A 24286-nucleotide genomic window follows, 5' to 3' on the forward strand; every position below is an offset into this window, starting at 1 on the left:
CCGATCGGGAACGGCAAACACAAGCGCCCGGGTACAGCCCGGGCGTTCTGCTATCTGCGCAGCGTCAGGCCGAGACCTGCCCGCAGGGTCTTCGTGTCGGTGCCGGTGCGGTCGGTGTATTCGTATTCGACGGCACCGGTCAGATCGAGATAGCGGCTGAGGCTCCAGGTGAGGCCGACGCCGCTGATCCAGGTGGTCTCGTCGGAGGCCTGCGGAAAGACGCGTTCTGTCGCGCCACCGGTCAGGCGGCCGACGAGATTGTGTCGCAGCTGGTGCGTCAGTGTCGCCGCCAGATTGTATTCCACCCAGCCGCTTGCTCCCGCTGCGGTGGCATCCTGCAGCGTCGTCCGCAGGGCCAGCTCCAGCTCCGTGCCGCGCTGTGGCGACCAGACGGTGCGGCCGTCGACGGTCAGGCCGTCGAGCGCCGCGAGACGGCTGTCGTCGTACTCCACCCGTTCGTAGCCCAGCCCCAGTTCGCCCCTCAGCTTCTCGCTGAGATCGAATTCCACGCCGCCGCGACCGCCATAGGTCCATGAGGAGCGCTCGTAGCCTGCGGAATCCTGCGTCCGGTCGTAGAAATTGCGGCCGCCCCGGACTTCGACGAAGGGAATGAGGGCCGGCGAGAGTTCGTAGCCGAGGCGCAGGCGCCCGTCGACCAGGGTGTGGTCGCGGTCGCCGAGGTCGAGGCTGGAGCCGTCCTGGAGTTCGGCATCGCCGTAGATCTCGCGGCTGATGCCGAGACCGGCCAGTCCGCGAAGGATGCCGGCGTCCCGTTCCAGGGTGAGGCCGCCGTTGAACTGGTGCACGCCGGACTGAGCCGAGGCGCCGCCGATGGCGTTCGGGTCGCTGTTGTCCTCGCGCTCGAAGTCGTAGCCGGCGGAGATATTGGCGATGGTCTCGTCGGCAAGGTCGAGCCGCAGGTTGGCGTCGATCTGCCCTTCCGGCTTCGGCTGCTCGCCGCCGCCGAGGTTGCGCTCGATGACGGTTTCGCCGGTCACGGAGAGCTGGTGGCGCGCCCAGTCGGAGGTCAGCGTGCCGCGGATGGTGGTGCCCAGATAGTTGCGCTTCGTCTCCGTGTCGCCGTCGCGAATGGTCTCGCGGTTGATCGACTGGCCGATCGAGGGACGCAGGAGGAGGGTGCCGAGCCGGATGCCGGTTGGATCGCCGGGAAGCGCCGCCGCCTCCTCTGTGGCCGGATCGTCGGCGGGCGGATCGAGCAGGTCCGGATAGGGCTGGTTCAGATCCTCCACATAGGGCGGGTCGTTGACCGGCGTGCTGTTGCCGGAGGTCACCGCGCCGGTGGTCAGCGATGCAGGGTCGGTGGCATCGGTTATGTCCGTGGCAGCCGCGGTCGGGTCAGTGGAGGTGCCCGAGAGGAGCGCTGATGCTGGCTCTGCGGAGGCGTTGGAGGACGTTGCGGGCATGGCCGGGCGGGTCCGCAAGGGCGTGACGCCGATGGCCGGCGCCGTCGCCCAGGTTCCCTCGCGACCGTCGTTGTTCACCGGGTTCGTCGGGCTGTAGATGTTGCGCTCCTGCGGCTCAGCCGGGGCGGCATAGAGTGTCTGCGCAAGGGCCATTGCCGGGGCGGACAGCGTCGAGCAGGCAAGCAGGATCGCGACGGCCTGCCGATGCAGCGCCTGACGTCCGCCTTGCTGTTTCATCACTGTCATCTGCATGCCCGGGTCTTGCGATCGTTACGCAAAGGTAAAGCCATGTGGTTAACACTTGGTGTGGGCAGGGGACGGAGGGGGCGTTTCCGCCCGCTTCATGTTTGTGGACATCATTTGAAGAAGGCGCTACATGCCGCTGATGACCAAGAGCGCACCCCAGCCGGTCGAGGCGGACGTGATCGAATCCGCCCTTCGCACCATCAGCATCGAGAGAAACGGTCTCGAGTCGCTCGAGCGCGCGCTGCAAAACGGGCTCGGGAAATCCTTCCAGCGCGCCGTCGAGCTGGTGCTCGGACTGTCCGGCCGGGTGATCATTACCGGCGTCGGCAAGAGCGGGCACATCGGCGCCAAACTGGCCGCATCGCTTGCCTCCACCGGAACGCCGGCTTCCTTCGTGCATGCCGCCGAAGCGAGCCACGGCGACCTCGGGATGATCTCGCGCGACGACGCCGTGCTGGCGGTGTCCTGGAGCGGGGAGACCGCGGAGCTGCAGACCATCGTTGCCTACTGCCGGCGGTTTTCCATTCCGCTGATCGCGCTGACGGCGGGTGAAATCTCGACGCTGGCGCGCGAATCCGATGTGGTGTTGCTGTTGCCGAAGGAGCAGGAGGCCTGCCCGCACGGGCTGGCGCCGACCACCTCGACGCTGATGCAGCTGGCACTGGGCGATGCGCTGACGGTCGCGCTCCTGGAGGCGCGCGGCTTTACGGCGCTCGACTTCCGCATCTTCCACCCGGGCGGCAAGCTCGGCGCGATGCTGAGCTACATCGGCGACATCATGCACACCGGCGACACCATTCCTCTGGTGGCCAAGGGCACGCCACTGCCGCAGGCCGTCATGGTGCTGTCGGAGCGGCGCTTCGGCTGCGTCGGCGTGCTGGACGAGGACGGCCGGCTCTGCGGCATCGTCACCGACGGCGACCTGGCGCGCGGCCTCAACCTCAATCTCGGCGCCATGATGGTCGACGACATCATGACGCGTTCGCCGAAGACGGTGAGCGAGAAGACGCTTGCGACCGCCGCCATGGCGATCCTCAACAAGCACAATATCTCCTCGCTGATGGTGACCGATGACGACGGACATCCGGTCGGCATCGTCCACTTCCACGATCTGTTGCGCGTCGGCGTCGCCTGATCAGACGGCCTCGACGCTCAGCTTTCCTCCGTCCGCGGACGTGATCCTGACCTGGGTTCCGGCCGGCAGGTCCGGACCTCTGACCGACCACCAGGTGTCATCGAGATGCACCCGACCGCGGCCCTCGCGGATCGGTTCCCGGAGCGTCGCCGTGCGCCCGACGAGAGTTTCGCCGCGCCGGTTGAGAAGCGGCTCGTCGGTCTCACGGTTGTTGGAGTAAAAGCGCCGACCGAAAAGGGCGAGCACGGCGGCGAGTGCCGCAAACAGCACGAACTGCAGTTGCCAGGACCAGAAGCCTGCTTCCCAGAAGAGCAGCGACAGCGCGCCGACGATGATGGCCGAGGCGCCGATCCAGATCAGAAAGACGCCGGGGACGAGGAGTTCGGCTGCGAGCAGCAGAAGTCCGAAGATCCACCAGCTCCATGGGCCGAGGCTGGACGCGAGGGACTGCAGCATGGCTCAGGTCTCGTTGCGCGGCGCGAAGGGATTGATCGGACGGGCCGGGGAGGCAGGTGCCGGCGGCGTCGTGCGTGGCGGTGTCGCGGGTGCCGGCGGCTGCGGCGGAACGGTCGGGCGGCTGCGTGTCGGTCCGTCGCCATCGCCGAAGACTTCCTTGGCAATGGCGCCGATGCCGGCCAGCGAACCGATCAGCGACGAGGCTTCCATCGGCATCAGCACGATCTTGGAGTTGGGCGCCTTGCCGATTTCCGCCAGTGCTTCGGTGTAGCGCTGGGCGACGAAGTAGTTGATCGCCTGGACATCGCCCGAAGCGATCGCCTGAGAGACGACCATGGTGGCCTTGGCCTCGGCTTCGGCCAGACGCTCGCGCGCCTCGGCCTCGCGGAAGGCCGCTTCCCGCTCGCCTTCCGCCTGCAGCACGGCGGCCTGTTTGGCACCTTCGGCGCGCAGGATCTGCGCATTGCGCGAGCCTTCCGCTTCCAGCACCTGGGCGCGCTTCTCGCGCTCGGCCTTCATCTGCCGGCCCATGGATTCCACGAGGTCGCGGGGCGGCTGGATGTCCTTGATCTCGACGCGCGTCACCTTGATGCCCCAGGGGCCGACGGCCTCGTCGACGACCCGCAGCAGCCGCTCGTTGATCACCTCGCGGTTCGACAGGAGCTCGTCGAGATCCATGGAGCCCATGACGGACCGGATGTTGGTCATCGTCAGGTTCTGGATGGCGTTCTCCAGGTTGGAGATCTGGTAGGCAGCCTGGGCGGGGTTCAGGATCTGGTAGAAGGCCACGGCGTCGGCGGAGACGCTGGCATTGTCCTTGGTGATGACCTCCTGGGTCGGAATGTCGAGCACCTGCTCCATGACGTTCATCCTGGCGCCGATGCGCTCGATGAAAGGCGTGATCAGGTTGAGGCCGGGATCAAGCGTACGCGTGTAGCGGCCAAACCGCTCGACGGTATAGCGAGTGCCCTGCGGAACGGTCTTGATCCCCGCAAACAGGACGAGGATCACCAGCACTACGATCGCGATGACTACGATGTCGAAGCCGCCAAGAAACATGTTCAATCCTCCAACTCAATTCGAGAGGAGTGGAGTACCATGTTCCCCCCGAAGAGGGAAATGGCGGCTTCGGACAAGAGGTTAGACCCAGCCCTGCAGTTCCCGCCGCACGACGGTCTCCAGCACCCGCATGCCCTCGGGGCTGTCGTTGAGGCAGGGGATGTGCAGGAACTTCTCGCCGCCGGCGTGTTCGAAGATCTCTGCGGCCTCGCCGGCGATTTCCTCGAGCGTCTCCAGGCAGTCGGAGACGAAGCCGGGGTTCATCACCGCGATGCGCTTGACGCCTTCGCTCGCCAGCTTCTCCATGGTCTTGTCGGTGTAGGGCTGCAGCCATTCCTCCGGCCCGAAGCGGGACTGGAAGGTGACCATGAACTTTTCCTTCGGCAGGCCGAGGCGTTCGCGCAGCAGCCGGCCGGTCTTCTGGCAATGGCAGTGGTAGGGATCGCCCTTCTTGAAATAGGACTGCGGGATGCCGTGGAAGGAGGCAACCAGCATTTCCGGCTCCCAGTCGATCTTCGCCAGCGCCTTCTCCACCGAGACGGCAAGGGAGTCGATGTAGGTCGGGTCGTCGTGGTAGCGCGGCACGGTGCGCAGGGCCGGCTGCCATCGCATCGTCATCAGGTGCTCGAAGGCCTTGTCGTTGACGGTTGCCGTCGTCGAGGCGGCGTACTGCGGGTAGAGCGGGAACAGCAGGATCTTTTCGCAGCCCTGCGCATAGAGCTCGTCGATCTTGGAGGCGATCGAGGGATTGCCGTAGCGCATGCCCCAGTCGACCACGACGTTCGGCAGGTCCTTCATCGAGGCCGCCATCAGTTCCGCCTGGTTGCGGGTGTAGGTGCGCAGGTAGCTTTCGTTAAGATCCTTGTTCCAGATCTCCTCATAGGCCTTGCCGACCTTCTGCGGGCGCTTGTTGAGGACGATGCCGTAGAGGATCGGATACCAGTAGAGCCGCGACCACTCGATGACGCGCTTGTCGGACAGGAATTCCGCCAGGTAGCGCCGCATCGGCCAGTAGTCGGTGCCGTCGGGCGTGCCGAGGTTGACGAGAAGGACGCCGACCTTTCCGAATTTGACCTGCGGATGACCGGGCGGAATGTGGGGGGCAGTGGCGTCCATCTGAATAATCCGATTGCTGTTTCAGCGGCTACTACGGTGCCGCGAGAGGTTTGGTTCTATCTAGAAATAAAAAGCGGCCCGGGAAAGTCCCGGGCCGCTTCGTTCGACGGGACAAATCGTCTTAGTTGGCCGGCAGTTCCAGCTCCTGGCCGATGATCAGCAGGTCCGGGTTGCGGATGCCGTTGGTCTCGGCAAGCCGCGTCCACATCGCACCGTCGCCATAGGTGGCCACTGCGATATCCCAGAGGGAATCGCCGACCACGACCACATAGGTGCGCGGCGTGCCGGTCTCGGCGGCAGGAGCCGCAGACTGTTCGGAGGAGGCCGCCGGGGCCGGGGTCGCTTCGGCTGCCGGGGCAGGAGCCTGTGTTGCTGGTGCCGGGGTCGTCGGGGCCGGGGCAGCCGGTGCCGGAGTGGCAGCTGGCGTGGACGGCGCCGGGGCCGGTGTGGTTGCCGGGGCCGGTGTGGCCGCCGGGGCCGGTGTGGCCGCCGGGGCCGGTGTGGCCGCCGGGGCCTCTTCTTGGGCAGGAGCCGTGTAGTCGGCCGGCGTCACATCGGTGATGCGGCCGTCGGTATAGGGGGTGTACGGGTTGTTGGCCGTCAGGTAGTCGGCAACGGCCTGTTCCAAGTTGGGGCCGAAGTCATAGGGGTTGACGGCATTGGTCGCGAAGACCTTGTAGCCATCGCCGCCGCCGCGGACGTAGTTGTTGGTGACGACGCCGTAGGTCTTCTCCGGATCGAGCGGCACGAAGCCTTCGCCTTCCTTGACCTGGATGTCGGTGATGCGCTCACCGGGCGGCTTGGACCGGTCGAAGGAGTATTTCATTCCGGCGACCTGCGGGAAGCGACCGGCAACATCCTCGATCTGGCTAACGCCGTTCTCGAGTGCGGCGGCGAGATCGGAGCCCTTGAGCTGGAAGGTCGCGACCGTGTTCTGGAACGGCAGGACCGTCAGGACCTCGCCCATGGTGACATCGCCGGAATCGATGGAGGCGCGCAGGCCGCCGCTGTTGGCGATCGAGATGGTGATGCCCTGGTCCTGGACGCGTGCGAGCTGGGCGTCGGCCACGAGATTGCCCATGGAGCACTCTTCGACACGGCAGACATCGCGGTCGCCGACGATGGTGTCTTCGGCCGAGCCGACCACCTTCTGCTTCAATTCCTGGAGCGGCTGCCCGAGTTCCTCGACCTTGGCAGCGAAGCCCGCGTCGGCGACGACGGACGAATCGAGCAGCTGCGGCGCGCCTTCAGCGGATGTGACGACGCCGTTGTCGTCGAAGACCACCTTGAGGTCGCCGAGATACTTGGAATAGGCATAGGCCTGGACGATCGGGACTTCCGTGCCGGCCGGGTTGGCGACCATGGTCGGATAGGGACCGGCGGCCTTCTCGTCGGTGCTCGACAGCAGCGTATGGCTGTGGCCGCCGACGATGACGTCGATGCCTTCCACGGCGGCTGCGATCTCCTTGTCGCGTCCGTAACCGACGTGCGAGAGCAGGATGATCTTGTCGACGCCCTGCGCCTCGATATCCTGAACCGCCGTCTTCAGGTATTCGATCTCGTCCTGAAAGCTGATCTGGTCGCCCGGAGAGGAGGTCTCATCGGTGTCGGTGGCCAGCACCGAGACGACGGCCACCTTCTCCCCACCCATCTCCTTGATGATGTAGGGCTCGTACTTGCCGGTCAGGATGCTGCCTTCCGCGGCCTTGGTGTTGCCGGAAATGATCGGGAATTCGGCGGCGTCGATGAACTTCAGGAGTTCCTGCGGGCCGTCGTCAAACTCGTGGTTGCCGATCGCCATGGCATCGAAGCGAATGCCGTTCATGAAGTCTGCGACCGGGCCGCTCTTGAACATGCTGTAGAACAGCGAGCCCTGGAACTGGTCGCCTGCGTCCAGCACCAGGAGGTTGGCGTCACCAAGCTCGCCGCGGCGCGTGTCGATGGCGGTCTTCACCCGGGCGATGCCGCCGAAGCACTCGTTCTTGGCGGCTTCGTCCGCCGAGCAGGTGGAATCGTATTTGTTGATCGCCTCGATGCGGGAATGGAGATCGTTGATGTGCAGGATATTGAGTTCGTAATCGGCAAGCGCCGTGCCGGCAAAGAGAGCCATTGCCGAAGCCGTCATCAGCCCCAGTCTCAAGGTCTTCATCATCGTGTTCTCTCCTGTTTCGTTCCACCGGCCGCTTCTACTGGCGACGAGGCATGGCCCGCCTGGGGCGGGCGACCTATCCCGGGGCCTTTAGCATGTTTCCATCAAGGCCATGCGACATCAAGGAAAATGTGCAGCGCAGAAGGGAAGTCCCGCCTTGCCTGCGGGCAATAAAAAACCCCGCCGAAGCGGGGCTTTGCTGGATCAGACCGGTTCGCCTCAGAGGCGGCGGGTCAGCGAGAACTGCGCGCCGCTGTCCTGGGTGCAGTTCAGCTGGCTTGGCGTCACCAGCGAGCAGTTGACGCGCGACTGGGTGTTGCGCACCAGCGAGGTCATGCTGATCTCGACCAGCGTCGGCGACAGATTGGTGTAGGTGCCGGAAGCGAGCAGCGCATTGCTGTCGGTGGAGCGGGTGCTGAATGTGCCGCCCTGGAAGGTCGAGACGATGCCGTTCGGATCCGCCCAGGTCCCTTCGACGCCCTGCGGCGCAAGAGAGGCCTGTTGCGGCGGAAGACGCCGCGGCGCAGACGATACGCAGGCGCTCAGCGTGGCGACGGCGATGAGCACGAGGCTCGCTTTGAATTTCATGGTCAGTGTCTCCCGCAGTTCTACACGGCGGAGGCCGTGGCAACACGATCTCCTATCTAGCGCAGAGTAAAAGGTTTCACAGCCTCTTTTCGCAGCTTTCAACAGGGGAAACGTCCGAATTCGGGACAGTTTCCCCTGCCGAGCGATGGAGACCGGTTCAGCGAACGAGAATGTTGCGGAACTGCCACGGGTCGGAGGTGTCGAGGTCTTCCGGGAAGAGGCCAGGGCGGCCTTCGAGCGGCGTCCAGTCGGTGTAGTGGCCTTCGACGGGCCCGAGATAGGGCATCTGGATCTCGAGGCAGCGCTTGTAGTCGACTTCGTCGGCCTCGACGATGCCGGCCTCCGGATTCTCCAGGGCCCAGACCATGCCGGCCAGTACCGCCGAAGTGACCTGCAGGCCGGTGGCGTTCTGGTAGGGCGCGATCTTGCGGGTTTCCTCGAGCGACAGGCGCGAGCCGTACCAATAGGCGTTCTTCTCGTGGCCGTAGAGCAGGACGCCGAGCTCGTCGATGCCCTCCTCAAGCTCGTCCTCGTCCAGCACGTGCAGGACGGGCTGCTGGTTGCCGCCGTTGCCGAACATCTCGTGCAGCGACAGGACGGCGTCGTTGGCCGGATGGTAGGCGTAGTGGCAGGTCGGGCGGTAGACGACCTCGCCATCCTTCTCGACGGTGAAGTAGTCGGCGATCGAGATGGATTCGTTGTGGGTGACGAGGAAGCCGTACTGCGGGCCGGGCGTCGGGCACCAGGTGCGCACGCGGGTGTTGGCGCCCGGCTGCTCCAGGTAGATGGCCGCCTGGCAGCCCTTCTTGTGCTTCTTGGCGTTCTTCGGCATCCATTTCTCATGGGTGCCCCAGCCGAGTTCGGCCGGCTGCAGGCCTTCGGAGATGAAGCCCTCGACCGACCAGGTGTTCCAGAAGACGTTGAGCGGCTTGGGGTGCTTGGTCAGCTGCGTGTCGCGCTCGGCGATATGGACGCCCTTGACGCCGAGCTTCTTCATCAGCTTGGCCCAGCCTTCGCGATCGTTCTGGTCCGGCTCGTCGAACTTCAGGCCGGTGTCATTGGCCAGGTTGACCAGTGCCTGCTTGACGAACCAGGAGACCATGCCGGGGTTTGCGCCGCAGGTGGAGACGGCCGTCGTGCCGCCCGGGTTCTTCTTCTTCTCGTGGCGCACGGTTTCGCGCAGCGCATAGTTGGTGCGCTCGGAATTCTTCATGCTCTTGTCGAAGTAGAAGCCGAGCCAGGGCTCGACGACCGTGTCGATGTAGAGGACGTTCAGCTTGCGGCAGAGCTTCATCAGGTCCAGCGAGCCGGTGTCGACCGAGAGGTTGACGCAGAAGCCCTGGCCGTCGCCCTTGGTCAGGAGCGGCTTCAGGAGCTTCTTGTAGTTCTCCAGCGTGACGTGTTCCTTGATGTGCTTGACGCCGTGCTTCTCCAGGATGCCGGTCTCGTCGTCGCGGGGATCGATGACGACCATCCGGCTCTTGTCGAACTTGAAGTGGCGTTCGATGAGCGGCAGCGTGCCGCGGCCGATGGAACCGAAGCCGATCATCACGATCGGTCCGGTGATTTCGGCATGTACCGGATAAGTCGTTTCACTCATATGCTTCTCCTTCAGAGCCGCGGCATCGCGCCGCTGCGCCACAAGGCCGACAGGGAACGGATGAGAGCGCTCGATCGCTAATTTTCGCGCTCTAGATCATAGAATCACGTCACAATAAAGAGGCTGCAAATCGATCTCACGCCGATCGATGACGGCGCAGATGGTCCACCAGTGCCCGCAGCTTCGGAGCGAGGTTGCGGCGGCTCGGGTAGTACAGGTAAAAGCCCGGAAAGCGCGGGCAATAGGCATCGAGAAGGGGCACCAGATCGCCGCGCTCGATATGCGTGCGAAAGCTTTCCTCCATGCCGAAGGTGATGCCGGCGCCGGCAACCGCCAGGCGGATCATCAGGGCCATGTCCGTGGTGGTGATCTCGTCGCCAACGGCCACGGAAAATTCCTTGCCGTCTTCGGCGAACTCCCAGCGGTAGGAGGCGGTGCCGGGTGCAGTGCGCCAGCCGATGCAGCGGTGCGCCGTCAGCTCGCGCGGATGGCTCGGCGCTCCGAAGCGCTCGATGTAGGCGGGAGAGGCGACCGCAATCTGCCGCTGGTCGCCCGAGACGGGCAGCGCGATCATGTCCTGATCGATCACCTCGCCGAGCCGCACGCCGGCGTCATAGCCTTCCGCGACGATGTCGAACTCCTCGTCGGTGACGGTGACATGGATCTTCACCTGCGGGTTCTCCTCGGCAAAGCGCGCGAGCAGGGGACCGGAGAGGAAACTCTCGGCAATCGAGGAGACGGCCAGCCGCAGCTGTCCGCGGGGACTGCCGCGCAGGCTGCCCGCAGCCTCAATGGCGGTGCGGATGTTGGCAAGCGCCGGCGATGCGTCGGCGTAGAGCTGCTCGCCCGCTTCCGTCAGCGCCACGCTGCGGGTCGTGCGGCTCACCAGGGCAATGCCAAGCCCTTCCTCCAGCTTGCGGATCGTCTGGCTGACGGCCGCGCGGGTCACCCCCATGCGGTCGGCGGCGGCGCGGAAATTCTTCTCTTCGGCAACCACGGCGAAGATGGCGAGAGCATTGAGATCATGAGCCATTGGTTAGCTTTCGTTGCCAATCTGGTAAGAAGCGGGCGGATTTCATATACAATGGCCGGGGTCTATCTTGTTGGCAACCGCAATCATGCGGGCCAACAAGGAGAGAGACATGGACAAGGTCATTCTGATCACGGGCGCTTCCAGCGGCATCGGCGCGGGCATTGCGCGAGAACTGGCCAGGGCGGGTGCGACGCTCGTTCTGGGTGCGCGCCGGACCGAGCGGCTCGAGGCGCTGGCAGACGAAATCCGCGGAGAGGCCGGCGGGGTGCTGACCCGCCGGCTGGACGTGACGGACCGGGCGGACATGGCGGCCTTTGCCGAGGCGGCACGCCAGGAATTCGGGCGCGTCGACGTGATCGTCAACAATGCCGGCATCATGCCGCTGTCGCCCATGGCCTCGATGAAGGTCGAGGAATGGGACCGCATGGTCGACGTCAACATCAAGGGCGTGCTGCATGGCATTGCGGCGGTGCTGCCGGAGATGACGGCGCGGGGTTCGGGACACATCATCAACATCGCCTCTATCGGGGCGCTGCGGGTGGTGCCGACCGCTGCCGTCTATTGCGCCACCAAATATGCGGTGCGGGCGATTTCCGACGGCCTGCGGCAGGAGCGCGAGGATATCCGCGTCACCTGCATCCATCCCGGTGTGGTGGAGAGCGAACTTGCCGACACGATCAGCGATCCGGTCACTGCCGAGGCCATGAAGGCCTACCGCGCCATTGCGCTTCAGCCCGATGCGATCGGCCGCGCCGTGCGGTTTGCCATCGAGCAGCCGGCCGATGTGGACATCAACGAGATCGTCGTGCGCCCCACACGGTCGGCGAACTGAGGAAGGTGACGATGGCTGTTCGTCTTTCCACTTTCGTTGTTGCCGCGTCGATTGGCGCAGCCCTTGTTCAACCCGCCCATGCGGAGACCGACATGACCCTTCAGACTGCCGCCCAGAATCACCCCTATGTCGGCATGTGGGTGACCGGGGACGGCCGCATCCGCCAGGAACTCCTGGCGAACGGGCGCTATGACGAGGCGCGCGGCAGTCGCGCCAGCGCCTACCAGGGACGCTATGCCGTCACCGGCAACCACATCGACTACTGGGACGATACCGGCTTCACGGCGGACGGGGAGTTTGTCGACAACGACACGCTGCACCACGGCGGCATGGTGTTCTACCGGGAGAAATAGCCGGCCGTCAGTCGTTCACCAGCTCCGCAGGGACCAGCCCGCGCAGGGAGTTGCCGACGAAAAGCCGGCGGTTCTGGAGGGCCGCCGGCTGCAGCACCTCGGCGCGGGCCTGGCCCTCGCGGATGAGTTCGGCGCGCAGCACGCCCGGAAGGAGGCCGCTCGAGAGGGCAGGGGTCAGCAACCGGCCGTCCGCGTCCTCGACGAAGATGTTCGTCATCGTGCCCTCGCAGAGTTCGCCGCGCTCGTTGAGCATCAGGACCTCGTCGGCGTCCTTCGGCGCAAACTCGGCGCGGGCGGCCTCGTAGACGTCGCGCCGGGTGGTCTTGTGGCGAAGGAAGGCATCGTCGGACGACAGCCGCTGGTTAGCGATCCGCAGCCGCCAGACCTTGCTCTCGGGCTCCGGTTCAAAGGGGGTGGTGGTGACTTCCAGCTTGCCGCGATAGGTGACGCTCAGGCGGATCCGGAGCGGGGTTTCGCCGCCAACGGCCAGCTGCAGCGCCATGGCGGGATCGGCCGGTGCCAGAAAGCCCAAAGCATCGGCGGAGCGGGAAAGCCGGCGCATATGCTGGTCGAGGCGCAGGAAGCCGTGATCGGGCTCCCAGCGCATGGTCTCGATCAGCGAGAGATCGCCTGACTGCCGAGTGCGAACCGTGCTTTGAGAAGACATTCTTCGTATTCCGCCTCTGCTGTCGAATCGAACACGATGCCACCGCCGACATTGAAGACCGCCTTGCCGGTCTTGAAAAGGGTCAAGGTCCGGATGGCCACCGAAAAACGCATCGGCCCCTTCGGATCACAGTAGCCGATCGCGCCGCAATAGACATCACGTGGGCCGGCTTCCAGTGCGGCGAGGATGCGCATCGCCCACATCTTCGGGGCGCCGGTGATCGACCCACAGGGGAAGAGGGCGGCGAGGATTTCCGGCAGGCCGATCTCCGGCCGCAGCCTGGCCCGCACGTGGCTGACCAGCTGGTGGACCGTCGGGTACGTCTCGACCGCAAAGAGCTTCGGTACGGAGAGCGTGCCGACCTCGCTGATCATCGAGATGTCGTTGCGCAGGAGGTCGACGATCATGCGGTTCTCGGCCTGGGTCTTCTCGTCGGCCAGCATGGCGGCAACGATCGCCGCGTCCTCTTCCGGCGTTGCACCGCGCGGCGCGGTGCCCTTCATCGGATGCGTCTCGATCCAGCAGTCGTCATCGACCTTGAAGAAGAGTTCCGGAGACCGCGACAGGATGATCGGACCGCCAAAATCGATCAGCGCGCCGTAATGGACCGGCTGGCGGGAGACGAGCGACCAGAAGGCGGCGCGCGGATCGCCGCTCCATCTGGCGGTCACCGGCATGGTCAGGTTGGCCTGGTAGCAATCGCCGCGGCGCAGGTGCTCGTGCAGGCGCTCGAAGCGGGTGCGATAGGCTTCCAGATCCCAGGCGGCGCGGGGCTCGGTCAGGAGTGGCGCCGTCGGCAGTTCATCGGGCGGTGCGGCGAGCGGGTGGTCGGCCGGTGCCGGCGCGTCGAAGATGCCGATCGCGATCAGCGGCGTCTCGCGCTCCGCGACGATCAGCGGCCGCAGTTTCTCCTCGAAGACATAGCCGGCCTCGTAGGACAGGAAGCCGGCGAGCCAGAAGCCGTCGCGGCGCGCCTTTTCCAGGCGGGCGAGCGCCGGCAGCACCTCGTCGGCGGTGCGGGCCGTGACGATCTCGCGCGGATCGGCGAACACGCGGCTTTCGCCGCGCTTGTCGTCGCGAAACAGGGCGTAGGGCTGGTGGTCTTGCATCGTCTTCTCAGGTTCCAGCTGCCCCTCGTCCGGCTGCCGCCAGCTTCTCCCGGTTGGCGGGGAGAAGGGATCCGCTGCGCGGCCTCATGACCGCACGGTTTCCACTATCCGCGAAGGCCGAGCATGCCAAGCGCCCCCGTCCTCGAAATGGCAGGGGCGTCATGTCTGCGCAGGTGGGCCTCAGGCCTTGTCCAGCGCTTCCAGTTCGTCGATCAGGCTCTCGATCATCGACAGGCCCTTCGACCAGAAGGCGGGGTCGGTCGCGTCGAGGCCGAAGGGCTTCAGGAGTTCCGAATGGTGCTTGGTGCCGCCGGCCTTCAGCAGTTCGAAATACTTGTCCTGGAAGCCCGGCGCGGCATTCTGGTAGACCGCGTAGAGCGAGTTCACGAGGCAATCACCGAAGGCATAGGCGTAGACGTAAAAGGGTGAATGGATGAAGTGAGGGATATAGGCCCACCACGTCTCATAGCCCTCGGAGATGCGGATCGACGGTCCGAGGCTTTCCGCCTGGACGGAGAGCCAGAGTTCGCCGATCTGCTCGGACGTCAGTTCGCCCTCCTGGCGCGCCGTGTGGAGCTTGCGCTCGAATTCGTAGAAGGCGATCTGGCGCACGACCGTGTTGATCATGTCCTCGACCTTCTGGGCGAGCATGGCCTTGCGCTCGCGCTTGTCCTTCGTCTTGTCGAGAAGGGCGCGGAAGGTCAGCATCTCGCCGAAGACGGAGGCGGTCTCGGCCAAGGTCAGGGGCGTCTGGGACATCAGCGCGCCCTGGCTGCCGGCCAGCACCTGGTGGACGCCGTGGCCGAGCTCGTGGGCGAGCGTCATCACGTCGCGCGGCTTGCCCATGTAGTTGACGAGGACATAGGGGTGCGCGGAGGGGACGGTCGGATGGGCGAATGCGCCGGGTGCCTTGCCGGGCCGCACCGGCGCGTCGATCCACTCCTCGTCGAAGAAGCGGCGGGCGATATCGGCCATCTCGGGCGCAAAGCCGTCATAGGCCGACAGAACGGTGTCGCGGGCGTCCGACCAGGAAATCAACGCATTGGGGGTTTCCGGCAGCGGCGCGTTGCGGTCCCAGAAGTTCATCTGCTCCATGCCCAGCCATTTGGCCTTCATCGTGTAGTAGCGATGCGAGAGGCGCGGGTAGGCGTCGCGGACGGCGGCGGCGAGAGCGTCGACCACCTCGCGCTCGACGCGGTTGGCGAGGTGGCGCGAGTCGGCGATGTCGTCGAAGCCGCGCCAGCGGTCGGAGATTTCCTTGTCCTTGGCGAGCGTGTTGGTGATCAGCGTGAAGACGCGGATGTTCTGCTGGAAGGTCTTAGACAGGGCCTCGGCGGCCTTGCGGCGAACAGGCTCTTCGCGTTCCTGCAGCATGTTGAGGGTGAGCTCCAGCGGCAGCTTCTCGCCGTCGATCTCGAAGCGCAGCTCCGCCATGGTCTCGTCGAAGAGGCGATTGAAGGCGGCGGCGCTGGTCATGGACTTCTCGAGGAACAGCTGCTCCAGCCGGTCGTCGAGCTGGTAGGGCTTGTCCTTGCGCAGGTCGAGGATCCAGGGGCGGTAGTGGGCCGCCTGCGGATCGCGGTCGAGCGCTGCGTCCATGGTGGCGTCGTCGATGCGGTTGAGCTCCAGCGCGAAGAACAGGAGGTGGGCGGAGAGATCCGTCAGCTTCGACTGCACGTCGCCGAAGAACTTGCCGTTGGCGGGGCTCGAGGTATCGGAAAAATAGGTGAGGCCGGCAAAGGAGCCGATCCTGCCGAGGAGATCCTCAAGCTCTTCGTATTCGGCGAGCGCCTGTCCGAGGCCGTCGGGGCCTGTCTTTGCGGCCGCCTCGGCCAGCCGGCCCTTCCATTTTGCCTCAAAGGCCGACGACAGCGTTGTGGCCTTTTCCATATCGGCGGTGAAGGCGGGCGAGTCCTTGGCGGGATAGAGGTCCGAAAGCTTCCAGACCGGCAGCAGGCCGAGAGCCGGGTCGGCTGCTGCCGCGTGTTGCGCCGGCGCCTGCAATGCCGGGTTGGATGTCGCGGGCTTGATCATTCACCTTTTCCTTCTCGCTGCGTGCACTTGGCTGGGCTCTGTCTTCCGCGACAGCCGTTAAAATGCAAGCGTTTCTCAAAAGATGATGTTCAAGCCTTTCTGGCACAACCGCCGGCATACCGAAACTCAAGGGGACATTAATGATTGATGTCGGGAGCCGAGCATGATTGCCCAAATCCTTGTAATTGATAGCGACCCCATTCAGCGCCGCCTTCTGAAGAGCGCGCTGGAAGGGTATGACCATGTGGTGCATATGGCCGAAAACGGTCGTGCGGGCCTGGAATTCCTCCGGCTGCACGGCGATCAGATCAACGTGATCGTGCTCGACATGATGATGCCGGGTACGGAGGGCGAGAGCCTTCTGACGGCCATTCAGGAGACGGGTGTCACGGCGCCCGTCATCGTCCAGACGGGCCAGGCGGAAGGCGACGCCCTGGTGCGCGCCATGCAGGCCGGTGCCTTCGACTTCGTCGTCAAGCCGGTGTCGCCCGAGCGGATCGCCGGGTCCGTCGTCAATGCGCTGAAGCTGGAGCAGAAGGATGGCCGCGGCCGGGGCACCCGCAAGGGGCGTGCCGGAACGGTACAGTTCGGCGACATCGTTTCCGCCAGCGCCGACATGATGCGGGTCATCGACCTGGCCCAGCGCGCCGCGCTGTCGCCCATCCCGGTCGTGCTCGAAGGCGAGACCGGCGTCGGCAAGGAACTGGTCGCGCGCGCCATCCAGTGCAGCAGCGATCGCGCAGGCAAGCCCTTCGTCACCGTCAACTGCGGTTCGATTCCGGCCGACCTCATCGAGAGCGTCCTGTTTGGCGACGAGAAGGGAAGTGGCGGGAGCCAGCCCGGCAAGTTCGCCGAGGCCGATGGCGGCACGCTCTTCCTCGACGAGATCGGCAATCTGCCGCTCGACGTGCAGGTGAAGCTGCTGCGCGCCGTGCAGTTCGGCGAGATCGAGGCCGTCGGATCCGACGCGGTTCGAAATGTCGACGTGCGGCTGATCTCGGCGACCAACAAGGACCTCATCGAGGAGGTTCGCGAAAAACGTTTCCGCGAGGATCTCTACTATCGCCTCAACGTCTTTCCGATCACCATTCCCGCCCTGCGCCGGCGCAAGGAGGATATTCCGCATCTCGCCCGGGTGTTCGCCCAGCGCTTCTCCACCGAGCAGCACCTGGCGCGGCCGGTGACGGTCGGCCCAGCCGCGCTGGCGCTGCTGACGGCGCATGACTGGCCGGGCAACGTCCGTGAACTGGAGAACGCCCTGTTCCGCGCCGTCGTGCTGGCGCAGGACGAGCAGCTGACGGAGGCGGATTTTCCGCAGATTGCCGCACAACTGCCGCATTTTCCCAACGCCGAACTAAAGGCGGGCGCGGCGCCGGTTCGGACCGTTGCACGGGCCGTCAGCCCGGCAGACGAGCGTCGCGAGGCCGTGGCCTCGGAGCTCTCGCATCGTCTGGCAGACGGCTTCCTCGGTCGGCCGGCAGGTCCCTCCCGCCCCGATCCGCGGGCTCTGCTCGCAGCTGCCTATCCTGCGTCGGACAATGTGATCCCCACCACGGATGGCACCGGAGACGTGCGGAAGCTGGCGGACGTCGAGGAAGAACTCATTCGTTTTGCACTGAAATTCTATCGCGGCCAGATGAGCCAGGTGGCGCGCAAGCTCGGCATCGGCCGTTCAACGCTCTACCGCAAGCTCAAGGACTACGGCATCGACCCCGACAACCCACTGAAGGAGGCCGCTTGAGGCTTGGCGTATTAGCGTGCGTTAACTTTCGCGCAAGGATGTTCTGTCAGCTTCTGTCAATCTCTTGGTAGCCAATTATTGACTCCAAGTGAGATGCTTGTGATTGTGTGGCAAAATTGCCATTGTCTCACCGCAATTGACAGTCATTTACGGCAACAACGGATGTTGTCGATAGGGACGGGGATCGCCTTGCCGGATCAGAATGCACTAGCCACGCCGTCAGGCGCGAACCAGCACGGGCGGAGGGGCGGCTTTCTCAAGTCCTTCGTCAAAGGTGCTGTTTCCTGCGCCGCGGCGGCCTGTCTTGCCCTGCCGCTGCTGTTTGCATCCTCATCCAGTGCCGCTGCGGAAACGCGCAGCCTGAAGCTCTATTTCGTGCATACGAAGGAGCGCGCCGAGATCGTCTTCAAGCGGAACGGCCGATTCGACTCGCGCGGTCTGCAGCAGATCAACATGCTGCTGCGGGACTGGCGGCGCAACGAGCCCACCAAGATGGATCCGCGCCTGTTCGACCTCGTGTGGGAAGTCTATCGGCGCAGTGGTGCCAGGGACTACATCCACGTCGTATCGGCCTACCGCTCTCCGGCCACTAACGGCATGCTGCGGTCGCGCACCAAAGGCGTGGCGAAGAACAGCCAGCACACGCTCGGTAAGGCCATGGACTTCTACATTCCCGGCGTGAAGATCTCGACCCTGCGATCGCTCGCGATGCAGATGCAGGTGGGTGGCGTCGGCTATTACCCGACATCCGGCTCACCCTTCGTACACCTCGACGTCGGCGGCGTCCGCGCCTGGCCGCGCATGAGCCGCCAGGAACTCGTGAAACTCTTCCCGAACGGCAACACCGTGCACCTGCCGGCAGACGGAAAGCCGCTGCCGGGGTACCAGCAGGCACTTGCGAGCTACAAGAAGCGCGTCAGCAGCGACAGCATCCAGATCGCCAGCACGGCCGGCGGCAGCCGGTCCGGCTCCGACGAAAAGAAGCGTCCGAACCTGTTTGCCATGCTCTTCGGCGGCGGCGACGAGGACGAGGATGCCGATTCCATCGCGGCGCCGGCACCTGCAGAGCGCCCGACGCTCGTTGCTCCTGCTCCGCAGCCGCAGCCGCAGCCGGAGGTCATGGTCGCGGCCGCCGAGCCCGCACCTTCTCTCGAAGCGCTTCCCGGCGTCGAGACGATCGCGGCACCCGTGCCCCTGTCTCGACCTTCCTTCCGGCAGGACGGCGGCCCGGGCGGACTTGCCACTGCACTCTATTCACCGGCCCGCAATGCCGCCCAGGAGGCTCTGCAGGCGGCGCTTCCGCCTGAGCCGCGGCCGGCCGCAAGCCTGCAGACGGCTGAAAGCGAAGCCTTCGCCGACCTGCAGCAGTATGCGATCCCCGTTCCGACCCTGCTTGGCCCCCGCGGCCAGAAGGGCGACAGCGAAGCCTCGATCATGACCGCATCCGTGTCTGCGGATCTCTCCGAGGATGTGCTGGTGACCGTTCCGCTGCCGGCCACGAGGCCGTCTGCGACCGAGCCACTGCTGGCATCGGTCAATGCCGATCCCGAGGCCGAGGCGGATCTCGACGAACAGCAGGAACTGACCCCGGCCGTTGTCGCCGCACTTGCGGAAAGCGGTGCCTATGCCCGATCGACGCTGGCAAAGCCGGCGCCTGTTCCCGCACCGAAGGCGCCGGTCGAGGTCGCTTCCATTCCGCCGCAGGCCGAGCAACCCACCACCGGCACACGGTTCGGCGATGCTTTCGACGTCCCGCAGGTGGCGCCGGAGATGACCGCTCCGACAAAGGGCGGACGCACGCCGAAGGCCGCCGCGCAGGAAGCCGCCCCGGCCCTGACGGGCGATCTGGTCGCAAAGTGGGCGGTCAGCAACAACCGGCTTGCAGAGGTCGCCTCCGTGAAGGCACCCCGCCTCGTGACCCGCACCCTCAACGGCGAGTATTCCGCAGCCTATGCCGCCGGCGCGTTCAAGCCGGTGACCCGTGCCGCCGCGATCGACCTCAACCGGTTCAGCCCGCCTCCGGCAGCCAAGCGCTAGGCTTTCGACACGCGATCAATAAAAAACCCGCCGGAACCGGCGGGTTTTTTCGTTCGTCCGGCAGTCTGCCTCAGGCGGCGTCTGCCTCGGCATCGACGCCGCTGTCGATCATGCCGAGCGCCTGCAGGTAGGTGTCGAGGATCAGATCCTCTTCCATGCGCTCCTGATCGTCCTTCTTGCGCAGCGCGATCACCTTCTTGAGGATCTTGGTGTCGAAGCCGGTCGATTTCGCCTCGCCGTAAACATCCTTGATGTCGTCGGCGATGGTCTTCTTTTCTTCTTCCAGGCGTTCGATGCGCTCGACAAATGCGCGGAGTTGGTCGCGGGCGACGCCATGAGCATCAGACATCGAGGTCTCCTCTAGTTCAGGTTCTGAGATTGACGTGTCACCTGCCGCGAAGGGCTCCGAAGGTCAAGCCCAATCGTTCGCGGAGTCAGTGATCAACAGGCTTGTTGTCGGCGAATGCGGCTTTTTGATCGCTGCTGGCTTCGCTCTGGTGACGGTTTTTCCACTCGTCGTACGGCATGCCGTAGATGATTTCGCGCGACTGGTCCTTGCTCATCTCGAGCCCGGAGGCATTGGCGGCGTCCATGTACCAGTTCGACAGGCAGTTGCGGCAGAAGCCGGCCATGTTCATGAGGTCGATGTTCTGGACGTCGGTCCGCTCGCGCAGGTGCTGCACGAGGCGGCGGAAGGCGGCGGCTTCCAGTTCGGTCTGCTGATCTTTGCTCAGGTCGGTCATCATGCGTGCTCCGATGGGGCGTCCTGGCCGGGGTAGGAGCCGGTGCGCGAGGGGAAGACCCGATACTCGTGCAGGGACGCGTCTTCATTGAGGCGGGAGAAGATCGGCGCCAGACGATCGGCCCATTCGGCGATGCCCGGCTCGTCGGCGATGAGGTCCTGGCGGACTTCGAGGAGGGCGTGCGGCGTTCCGGACGTCATGCAGTGGCGATAGAGCGTGTCGCCGCGCAGCGCGCCGTCATAGGGTTCGTTGTCGCCGATCAGCAGCGCCGGATCCCGGCGCAGATCTTCCAGCAGCGGCGCAACGGCGCGGTGGTCGGTGTCCCACAGCACCGCGGCATGCCAGGGGCGCGGAACGCCTTTCCATGCCGGGGTGAAGGAATGGAGCGAGAGCACCAGCGGCGCGCGGCCCGAGGCGCCGGCCTTGGCAAGCGTCCTCTCGACGGCGCGATGATAGGGGCGGTGATAGGTGTCGAGCCGCCGTTGCGATTCCTCGTCGCTGATCGGGTAGTTGCCGGGGATGATAGCGCCGTCCGAGATCTTCATGATCAGCGTCGGGTCGTCCTCGCCGCGGTTCGGATCGATCAGCAGCCTTGAGAAGCAACCGAGGACGGCGGGCACGTTCAGCCGCGCGGCAAGCTGCCGGGTCAGGGCCTCGACGCCGATGTCGAAGGCGATATGACGGCGAAAGGCGCTCTCCGGCAGGCCGAGGCTGCCGTAGGACGGGGGAAGCCGGTTCATCGCGTGATCGGCAAGCAGGACCATGCCGCCGTCATAATCGCCTTCTATGATCTCGAAAGGGATGAAGTCTGGCATGAGGATGAGGTAATCCTGGTGTTCAGGTGCGTGTAGGCCCGGTGATCGCATGCGGTGGCCGAGGGTGCAAGCGCGAGCTCGTCCCTTCCGGCATGAGGCCGGTATAATCGATTAGAGTTGCGTTGACTTTCTACCCCTGCCGGGCGAAGAAAGTGCTTTGCGAATAACCATGGGGTCCCATCGGAAGCCGTGACGACATCATCCCGATTTTCTCAACTCCGCCCGCTCCGCCTGATGCCCGCATTGGCATTCATGGCCACGCTGAGCGTCCCGCTGTTTGCTGCCGATGCCGCGCGCGCCGACTTCCGAGTCTGCAACGGCACGCAGAACCTTGTGGGCGTCGCAATCGGCTACCGCGCGCAGGAAGGCTGGACGACCGAGGGCTGGTGGCAGGTCCCTGCATCCACATGCGCCACCCTGATCGAGGGTGAGCTGCAGTCCCGCTATTATTACCTCTATGCCGAGGACGCTGCCCGTGGCGGGCGCTGGACCGGCGACGTCAACATGTGCGCCGCCGAGAACGAGTTCAAGATCGTCGGCGTCGAGGATTGTTTTGCCCGCGGCCACCAGCGCATGGGCTTCAAGGAATACGACACCGGGCGCCAGGGCAGCTGGATGGTGCAGCTCTCGGATGCACCGAACACGCAGGAAGGCCAGAATTGATGAAGCGCAACCGCAAAGTGAAGATCCTCGCCACGTTGGGGCCGGCATCTTCCGAAGAGGACATGATCCAGAAACTGCACGAGGCAGGGGCCGATCTGTTCCGCATCAACATGAGCCATTCCAGCCACGAGATGATGCGGACGCTGATCCAGCGCATCCGCTCCGTGGAGGCCCGTTGCGGCCGGCCGATCGGCATCCTCGCCGACCTGCAGGGACCGAAGCTCCGCGTCGGCAAGTTCGCCGAAACGAAGGTGACCCTGGAGCCTGGCCAGACCTTCACGCTCGACAGCAGCGAAGAGCCGGGCGACACCACGCGCGTCTTCCTGCCGCATCCGGAAATTCTCGAAGCGGTAAAGCCTGGCCATCGCCTGCTGATCGACGACGGCAAGCTTCTGCTGCGGGCCGAGAAGACCAACGGGAAGTCGATCGTCTGCACCGTCATCTCGGGCAACAAGATCTCCGACCGCAAGGGCATCAGCCTGCCCGACACGCTGCTGCCGGTCGGCGTCCTGACCGACAAGGACCGCGTCGATCTCGATGCGGTGCTGGCCACCAACGAGGTTGACTGGGTGGCGCTCTCCTTCGTGCAGCGTCCCGAGGATCTGGCGGAAGTGCGCAAGATCGCCCGTGGCCGCGTCGGCCTGATGTCGAAGATCGAGAAGCCGCAGGCCATCGAGCGGATCGAGGAGATCATCGAACTTTCCGACGCGCTGATGGTGGCCCGTGGCGATCTCGGCGTCGAAATGCCGCTCGAAGCGGTTCCCGGGCTGCAGAAGCAGCTGACACGCGCGTGTCGTCGTGCGGGCAAGCCGGTGGTCGTCGCCACCCAGATGCTCGAATCGATGATCACCTCACCGGTGCCGACCCGCGCCGAAGTGTCCGACGTTGCCACCGCCGTCTTCGAAGGCGCTGACGCCATCATGCTGTCGGCCGAATCGGCGTCCGGCGAATATCCGGTGGAAGCGGTCGCCACGATGGCCTCCGTCGCCAGCACCGTCGAGCGCGACCCCTATTATTCCAACATCATCTACGCGCAGCGCCCGACCCCGGAAGCCACCGGAGCCGACGCCATCTCGCTCGCTGCCCGGCAGATTGCCGAGACGCTGCGGCTCTCGGCGATCGTGACCTATACCTCGTCGGGCACGACCGGCCTTCGCGCCGCCCGCGAGCGGCCGCAGGTGCCGATCATCGCGCTGTCGCCGATCGTCCAGACGGCACGACGGCTTTCTGTGGTCTGGGGCCTGCACTGCGTGGTGGCGCAGGATGCCGAGGATCTCGACGACATGGTCAACCGCGCCTGCCGCATCGTGGTGCGCGAAGGCTTCGGCAAGCCGGGCGACCGCATCATCATCTCGGCCGGCGTTCCGCTCGGCACGCCGGGCGCGACCAACATGCTGCGCATCGCCTATATCGGCTCGGACGGGCAGAGCGGCATCTGACGACAGCGGGGCGTGCTTCGACGGTGATCCGGCCCTAGTCGGCCTTCGCCGTTCGCACGTCCAACGTCGCGGCCACAGCATCGAGATTGCGGTCGCGGCCGGCGATCTTCTCGATGGCCGCGACGGCAACCTCGGTTGCGACGTAGTCCGGCTTGTGACCGCATTGGTCGATCCAGACAAGTTCGGATCCCTCGATATCGAGGCTCAGCCCCACGGAGTGGATCTCCTCGGCAACGACACCGTCGCGATTGCCGCTGATGATCACCGTCGGTGCCTTGATCCGGGAATATTCGGGCGCAATGCGCTTGGCATAGCCATTCAGGTTGAAGACATCGATGGCATTGTTGCGGAAGTTGCGCGGCCTCACCGCCAGAGCCGGTGCGCCATGGATCAGATATTCGGACGGCCGCGGATTCGGATCGAAGACTGACTTCGTCGCCTGATCGAGGCGCATCAGCCCGGCAGGGACAAGAATGGTGCGTGTGAAGAGCCAGCCAATGTAGGGCTGCGCCGCAAGCTCGTAGTACCAGTCGACCCCGCCCGGCCATGGATGGGTGGCCGGCGCCAGAAAGACGAGACCGAGCGTCTTGTCGGGGTGACGGAGCCCGAAGCTTGCGACCACCGCACCGCCGAAGGAATGACCGACGATGATCGCCCGGTCGATGCCGCGCGCCTCCAGGAGGCGGGCGATGGCATCGGCCTGTCCATCGGGAAAGCCGTTTTGGTCGCCGCCCCGTTCGGAATATCCGTGGCCAGGCCGATCCAGGAACAGGAGCTCGGCCCGACCCTCCAGCGATGGCCGAAAGGCGGTCTCCTGGTCACGCAGATTACCGCCCGCCCCATGGACAAAGACGATCGGTGGAAGGTCCGCATCGGAGCCGGCCGGCAGGTGGAGGGAGTTCATGCTGTAGCCGCCGACGTCGAGCAGTTCGCCGTGGTTGGGAAACTCCTGCTCGATGGCATGCGCCTTCCAGGCAGAGAAGCCCATGGCAGCCAGCAGGAGGCCGAGGACGGCGAGGGGGACCGTGATCATGACATGAAGCATGG

21 protein-coding genes and 1 pseudogene are annotated in these 24286 nt (G+C 65.1%); 7 read left to right on the plus strand and 15 right to left on the minus strand.

Going from position 1 to position 24286, the window contains the following annotated elements; genetic code table 11:
• Positions 1-50 precede the first annotated feature (50 nt).
• A complete protein-coding gene (locus tag EO99_RS0100650) occupies positions 51-1676 on the minus strand; it encodes an outer membrane beta-barrel protein (protein WP_051679629.1) in 1626 nt (541 codons plus the stop codon).
• Between the two features lie 133 nt (positions 1677-1809).
• Here EO99_RS0100650 and EO99_RS0100655 point away from each other — a divergent pair, with 133 nt between their 5' ends.
• Positions 1810-2805 carry a KpsF/GutQ family sugar-phosphate isomerase gene (locus tag EO99_RS0100655; RefSeq protein WP_029616722.1) on the plus strand — a complete coding sequence of 332 codons (996 nt, stop codon included), beginning with the start codon at positions 1810-1812 and terminating at the stop codon, positions 2803-2805.
• Here EO99_RS0100655 and EO99_RS0100660 read toward each other — a convergent pair whose 3' ends face one another.
• From EO99_RS0100660 to EO99_RS0100695, 7 genes are all read right to left on the minus strand, one after another.
• Positions 2806-3261, minus strand: a complete 456-nt coding sequence (locus EO99_RS0100660) for an NfeD family protein (RefSeq protein ID WP_029616723.1) — start codon at positions 3259-3261, stop codon at positions 2806-2808. It lies immediately after the preceding gene.
• A gap of 3 nt (positions 3262-3264) precedes the next feature.
• Entirely contained in the window at positions 3265-4320 is a 1056-nt protein-coding gene (locus EO99_RS0100665; protein WP_029616724.1) for an SPFH domain-containing protein, read from the minus strand.
• Between the two features lie 81 nt (positions 4321-4401).
• Positions 4402-5436, minus strand: coding sequence for a ferrochelatase (gene hemH / locus EO99_RS0100670; RefSeq protein WP_029616725.1), 1035 nt, complete (start codon positions 5434-5436; stop codon positions 4402-4404).
• A 121-nt stretch (positions 5437-5557) separates the two neighbouring features.
• Entirely contained in the window at positions 5558-7588 is a 2031-nt protein-coding gene (locus tag EO99_RS0100675) for a 5'-nucleotidase C-terminal domain-containing protein (protein WP_029616726.1), read from the minus strand.
• Between the two features lie 216 nt (positions 7589-7804).
• The gene (gene omp10 / locus EO99_RS0100680; RefSeq protein WP_029616727.1) at positions 7805-8173 is read right to left on the minus strand and encodes an outer membrane lipoprotein Omp10; all 369 of its coding nucleotides are present in this window, start codon (positions 8171-8173) and stop codon (positions 7805-7807) included.
• 157 nt (positions 8174-8330) lie between these two features.
• Positions 8331-9773 carry a homospermidine synthase gene (locus tag EO99_RS0100685; protein WP_029616728.1) on the minus strand — a complete coding sequence of 481 codons (1443 nt, stop codon included), beginning with the start codon at positions 9771-9773 and terminating at the stop codon, positions 8331-8333.
• A 136-nt stretch (positions 9774-9909) separates the two neighbouring features.
• Entirely contained in the window at positions 9910-10806 is an 897-nt protein-coding gene (locus EO99_RS0100695) for a LysR family transcriptional regulator (RefSeq protein WP_029616729.1), read from the minus strand.
• 109 nt (positions 10807-10915) lie between these two features.
• On the opposite strand from EO99_RS0100695, the gene EO99_RS0100700 reads away from it, so the two are divergent.
• Positions 10916-11638, plus strand: a complete 723-nt coding sequence (locus tag EO99_RS0100700) for an SDR family oxidoreductase (RefSeq protein WP_029616730.1) — start codon at positions 10916-10918, stop codon at positions 11636-11638.
• Between the two features lie 11 nt (positions 11639-11649).
• Positions 11650-11991 (plus strand): Atu4866 domain-containing protein, encoded by a 342-nt coding sequence (locus EO99_RS0100705; protein WP_029616731.1) that lies wholly within the window; start codon positions 11650-11652, stop codon positions 11989-11991.
• A gap of 7 nt (positions 11992-11998) precedes the next feature.
• On the opposite strand, the gene EO99_RS0100710 is transcribed toward EO99_RS0100705, so the two are convergent.
• The 3 genes from EO99_RS0100710 to EO99_RS0100720 all read right to left on the minus strand — a co-directional run bounded on the left by EO99_RS0100710 (position 11999) and on the right by EO99_RS0100720 (position 15801).
• Positions 11999-12658, minus strand: a complete 660-nt coding sequence (locus EO99_RS0100710; RefSeq protein WP_029616732.1) for an aminotransferase class IV family protein — start codon at positions 12656-12658, stop codon at positions 11999-12001.
• Entirely contained in the window at positions 12607-13767 is a 1161-nt protein-coding gene (locus EO99_RS0100715) for an aminodeoxychorismate synthase component I (protein WP_029616733.1), read from the minus strand. The genes EO99_RS0100710 and EO99_RS0100715 overlap by 52 nt, the downstream gene beginning before the upstream one ends.
• A 180-nt stretch (positions 13768-13947) precedes the next feature.
• Positions 13948-15801: a M3 family oligoendopeptidase gene (locus EO99_RS0100720; protein ID WP_029616734.1), complete on the minus strand. Its 1854-nt coding sequence runs from the start codon at positions 15799-15801 to the stop codon at positions 13948-13950.
• Positions 15802-15964: 163 nt separating this feature from the next.
• Between EO99_RS0100720 and EO99_RS0100725 the strand changes: the two genes are divergently transcribed.
• Together EO99_RS0100725 and EO99_RS0100730 are read left to right on the plus strand one after the other, a co-directional pair.
• Positions 15965-17542, plus strand: a complete 1578-nt coding sequence (locus tag EO99_RS0100725; protein ID WP_029616735.1) for a sigma-54-dependent transcriptional regulator — start codon at positions 15965-15967, stop codon at positions 17540-17542.
• Positions 17543-17731: 189 nt separating this feature from the next.
• Positions 17732-19579: a DUF882 domain-containing protein gene (locus tag EO99_RS0100730; RefSeq protein WP_408002854.1), complete on the plus strand. Its 1848-nt coding sequence runs from the start codon at positions 17732-17734 to the stop codon at positions 19577-19579.
• 70 nt (positions 19580-19649) lie between these two features.
• Here EO99_RS0100730 and EO99_RS0100735 read toward each other — a convergent pair whose 3' ends face one another.
• The 3 genes from EO99_RS0100735 to EO99_RS0100745 all read right to left on the minus strand — a co-directional run bounded on the left by EO99_RS0100735 (position 19650) and on the right by EO99_RS0100745 (position 21137).
• On the minus strand, positions 19650-19928 hold the full coding sequence (locus EO99_RS0100735) for a DUF2312 domain-containing protein (protein WP_029616737.1): 279 nt from the start codon (positions 19926-19928) through the stop codon (positions 19650-19652).
• A gap of 85 nt (positions 19929-20013) precedes the next feature.
• Entirely contained in the window at positions 20014-20322 is a 309-nt protein-coding gene (locus EO99_RS0100740; protein WP_029616738.1) for a DUF1244 domain-containing protein, read from the minus strand.
• On the minus strand, positions 20322-21137 hold the full coding sequence (locus tag EO99_RS0100745) for an N-formylglutamate amidohydrolase (protein ID WP_029616739.1): 816 nt from the start codon (positions 21135-21137) through the stop codon (positions 20322-20324). The genes EO99_RS0100740 and EO99_RS0100745 overlap by 1 nt, the downstream gene beginning before the upstream one ends.
• 270 nt (positions 21138-21407) lie before the next feature.
• Between EO99_RS0100745 and EO99_RS0100750 the strand changes: the two are divergent.
• Together EO99_RS0100750 and pyk are read left to right on the plus strand one after the other, a co-directional pair.
• A pseudogene (locus EO99_RS0100750) lies at positions 21408-21800 on the plus strand (DUF1036 domain-containing protein); the annotation flags it as partial.
• Positions 21800-23239 (plus strand): pyruvate kinase, encoded by a 1440-nt coding sequence (gene pyk, locus EO99_RS0100755; RefSeq protein ID WP_029616741.1) that lies wholly within the window; start codon positions 21800-21802, stop codon positions 23237-23239. The pseudogene EO99_RS0100750 and the gene pyk, both read left to right, overlap by 1 nt.
• A 34-nt stretch (positions 23240-23273) precedes the next feature.
• Here the strand turns inward: pyk and EO99_RS0100760 are convergent, their stop codons facing one another.
• Positions 23274-24272 (minus strand): alpha/beta fold hydrolase, encoded by a 999-nt coding sequence (locus tag EO99_RS0100760; RefSeq protein ID WP_051679660.1) that lies wholly within the window; start codon positions 24270-24272, stop codon positions 23274-23276.
• Positions 24273-24286: the final 14 nt, after the last annotated feature.

Origin of the sequence: Pseudorhizobium marinum, from assembly GCF_000705355.1 — a bacterium.
GTDB classification, from domain to species: domain Bacteria; phylum Pseudomonadota; class Alphaproteobacteria; order Rhizobiales; family Rhizobiaceae; genus Neorhizobium; species Neorhizobium pelagicum.

Coding starts and splice junctions, on each gene's coding strand:
- EO99_RS0100710 (WP_029616732.1), bottom strand. CDS start 12,658: ATGTCTTCTCAAAGCACGGTTCGCACTCGGCAGTCAGGCGATCTCTCG.
- EO99_RS0100705 (WP_029616731.1), top strand. CDS start 11,650: ATGGCTGTTCGTCTTTCCACTTTCGTTGTTGCCGCGTCGATTGGCGCA.
- pyk (WP_029616741.1), top strand. CDS start 21,800: ATGAAGCGCAACCGCAAAGTGAAGATCCTCGCCACGTTGGGGCCGGCA.
- EO99_RS0100675 (WP_029616726.1), bottom strand. CDS start 7,588: ATGATGAAGACCTTGAGACTGGGGCTGATGACGGCTTCGGCAATGGCT.
- EO99_RS0100685 (WP_029616728.1), bottom strand. CDS start 9,773: ATGAGTGAAACGACTTATCCGGTACATGCCGAAATCACCGGACCGATC.
- EO99_RS0100740 (WP_029616738.1), bottom strand. CDS start 20,322: ATGACCGACCTGAGCAAAGATCAGCAGACCGAACTGGAAGCCGCCGCC.
- omp10 (WP_029616727.1), bottom strand. CDS start 8,173: ATGAAATTCAAAGCGAGCCTCGTGCTCATCGCCGTCGCCACGCTGAGC.
- EO99_RS0100700 (WP_029616730.1), top strand. CDS start 10,916: ATGGACAAGGTCATTCTGATCACGGGCGCTTCCAGCGGCATCGGCGCG.
- hemH (WP_029616725.1), bottom strand. CDS start 5,436: ATGGACGCCACTGCCCCCCACATTCCGCCCGGTCATCCGCAGGTCAAA.
- EO99_RS0100745 (WP_029616739.1), bottom strand. CDS start 21,137: ATGCCAGACTTCATCCCTTTCGAGATCATAGAAGGCGATTATGACGGC.
- EO99_RS0100650 (WP_051679629.1), bottom strand. CDS start 1,676: ATGCAGATGACAGTGATGAAACAGCAAGGCGGACGTCAGGCGCTGCAT.
- EO99_RS0100695 (WP_029616729.1), bottom strand. CDS start 10,806: ATGGCTCATGATCTCAATGCTCTCGCCATCTTCGCCGTGGTTGCCGAA.
- EO99_RS0100735 (WP_029616737.1), bottom strand. CDS start 19,928: ATGTCTGATGCTCATGGCGTCGCCCGCGACCAACTCCGCGCATTTGTC.
- EO99_RS0100725 (WP_029616735.1), top strand. CDS start 15,965: ATGATTGCCCAAATCCTTGTAATTGATAGCGACCCCATTCAGCGCCGC.
- EO99_RS0100715 (WP_029616733.1), bottom strand. CDS start 13,767: ATGCAAGACCACCAGCCCTACGCCCTGTTTCGCGACGACAAGCGCGGC.
- EO99_RS0100720 (WP_029616734.1), bottom strand. CDS start 15,801: ATGATCAAGCCCGCGACATCCAACCCGGCATTGCAGGCGCCGGCGCAA.
- EO99_RS0100760 (WP_051679660.1), bottom strand. CDS start 24,272: ATGATCACGGTCCCCCTCGCCGTCCTCGGCCTCCTGCTGGCTGCCATG.
- EO99_RS0100665 (WP_029616724.1), bottom strand. CDS start 4,320: ATGTTTCTTGGCGGCTTCGACATCGTAGTCATCGCGATCGTAGTGCTG.
- EO99_RS0100655 (WP_029616722.1), top strand. CDS start 1,810: ATGACCAAGAGCGCACCCCAGCCGGTCGAGGCGGACGTGATCGAATCC.
- EO99_RS0100660 (WP_029616723.1), bottom strand. CDS start 3,261: ATGCTGCAGTCCCTCGCGTCCAGCCTCGGCCCATGGAGCTGGTGGATC.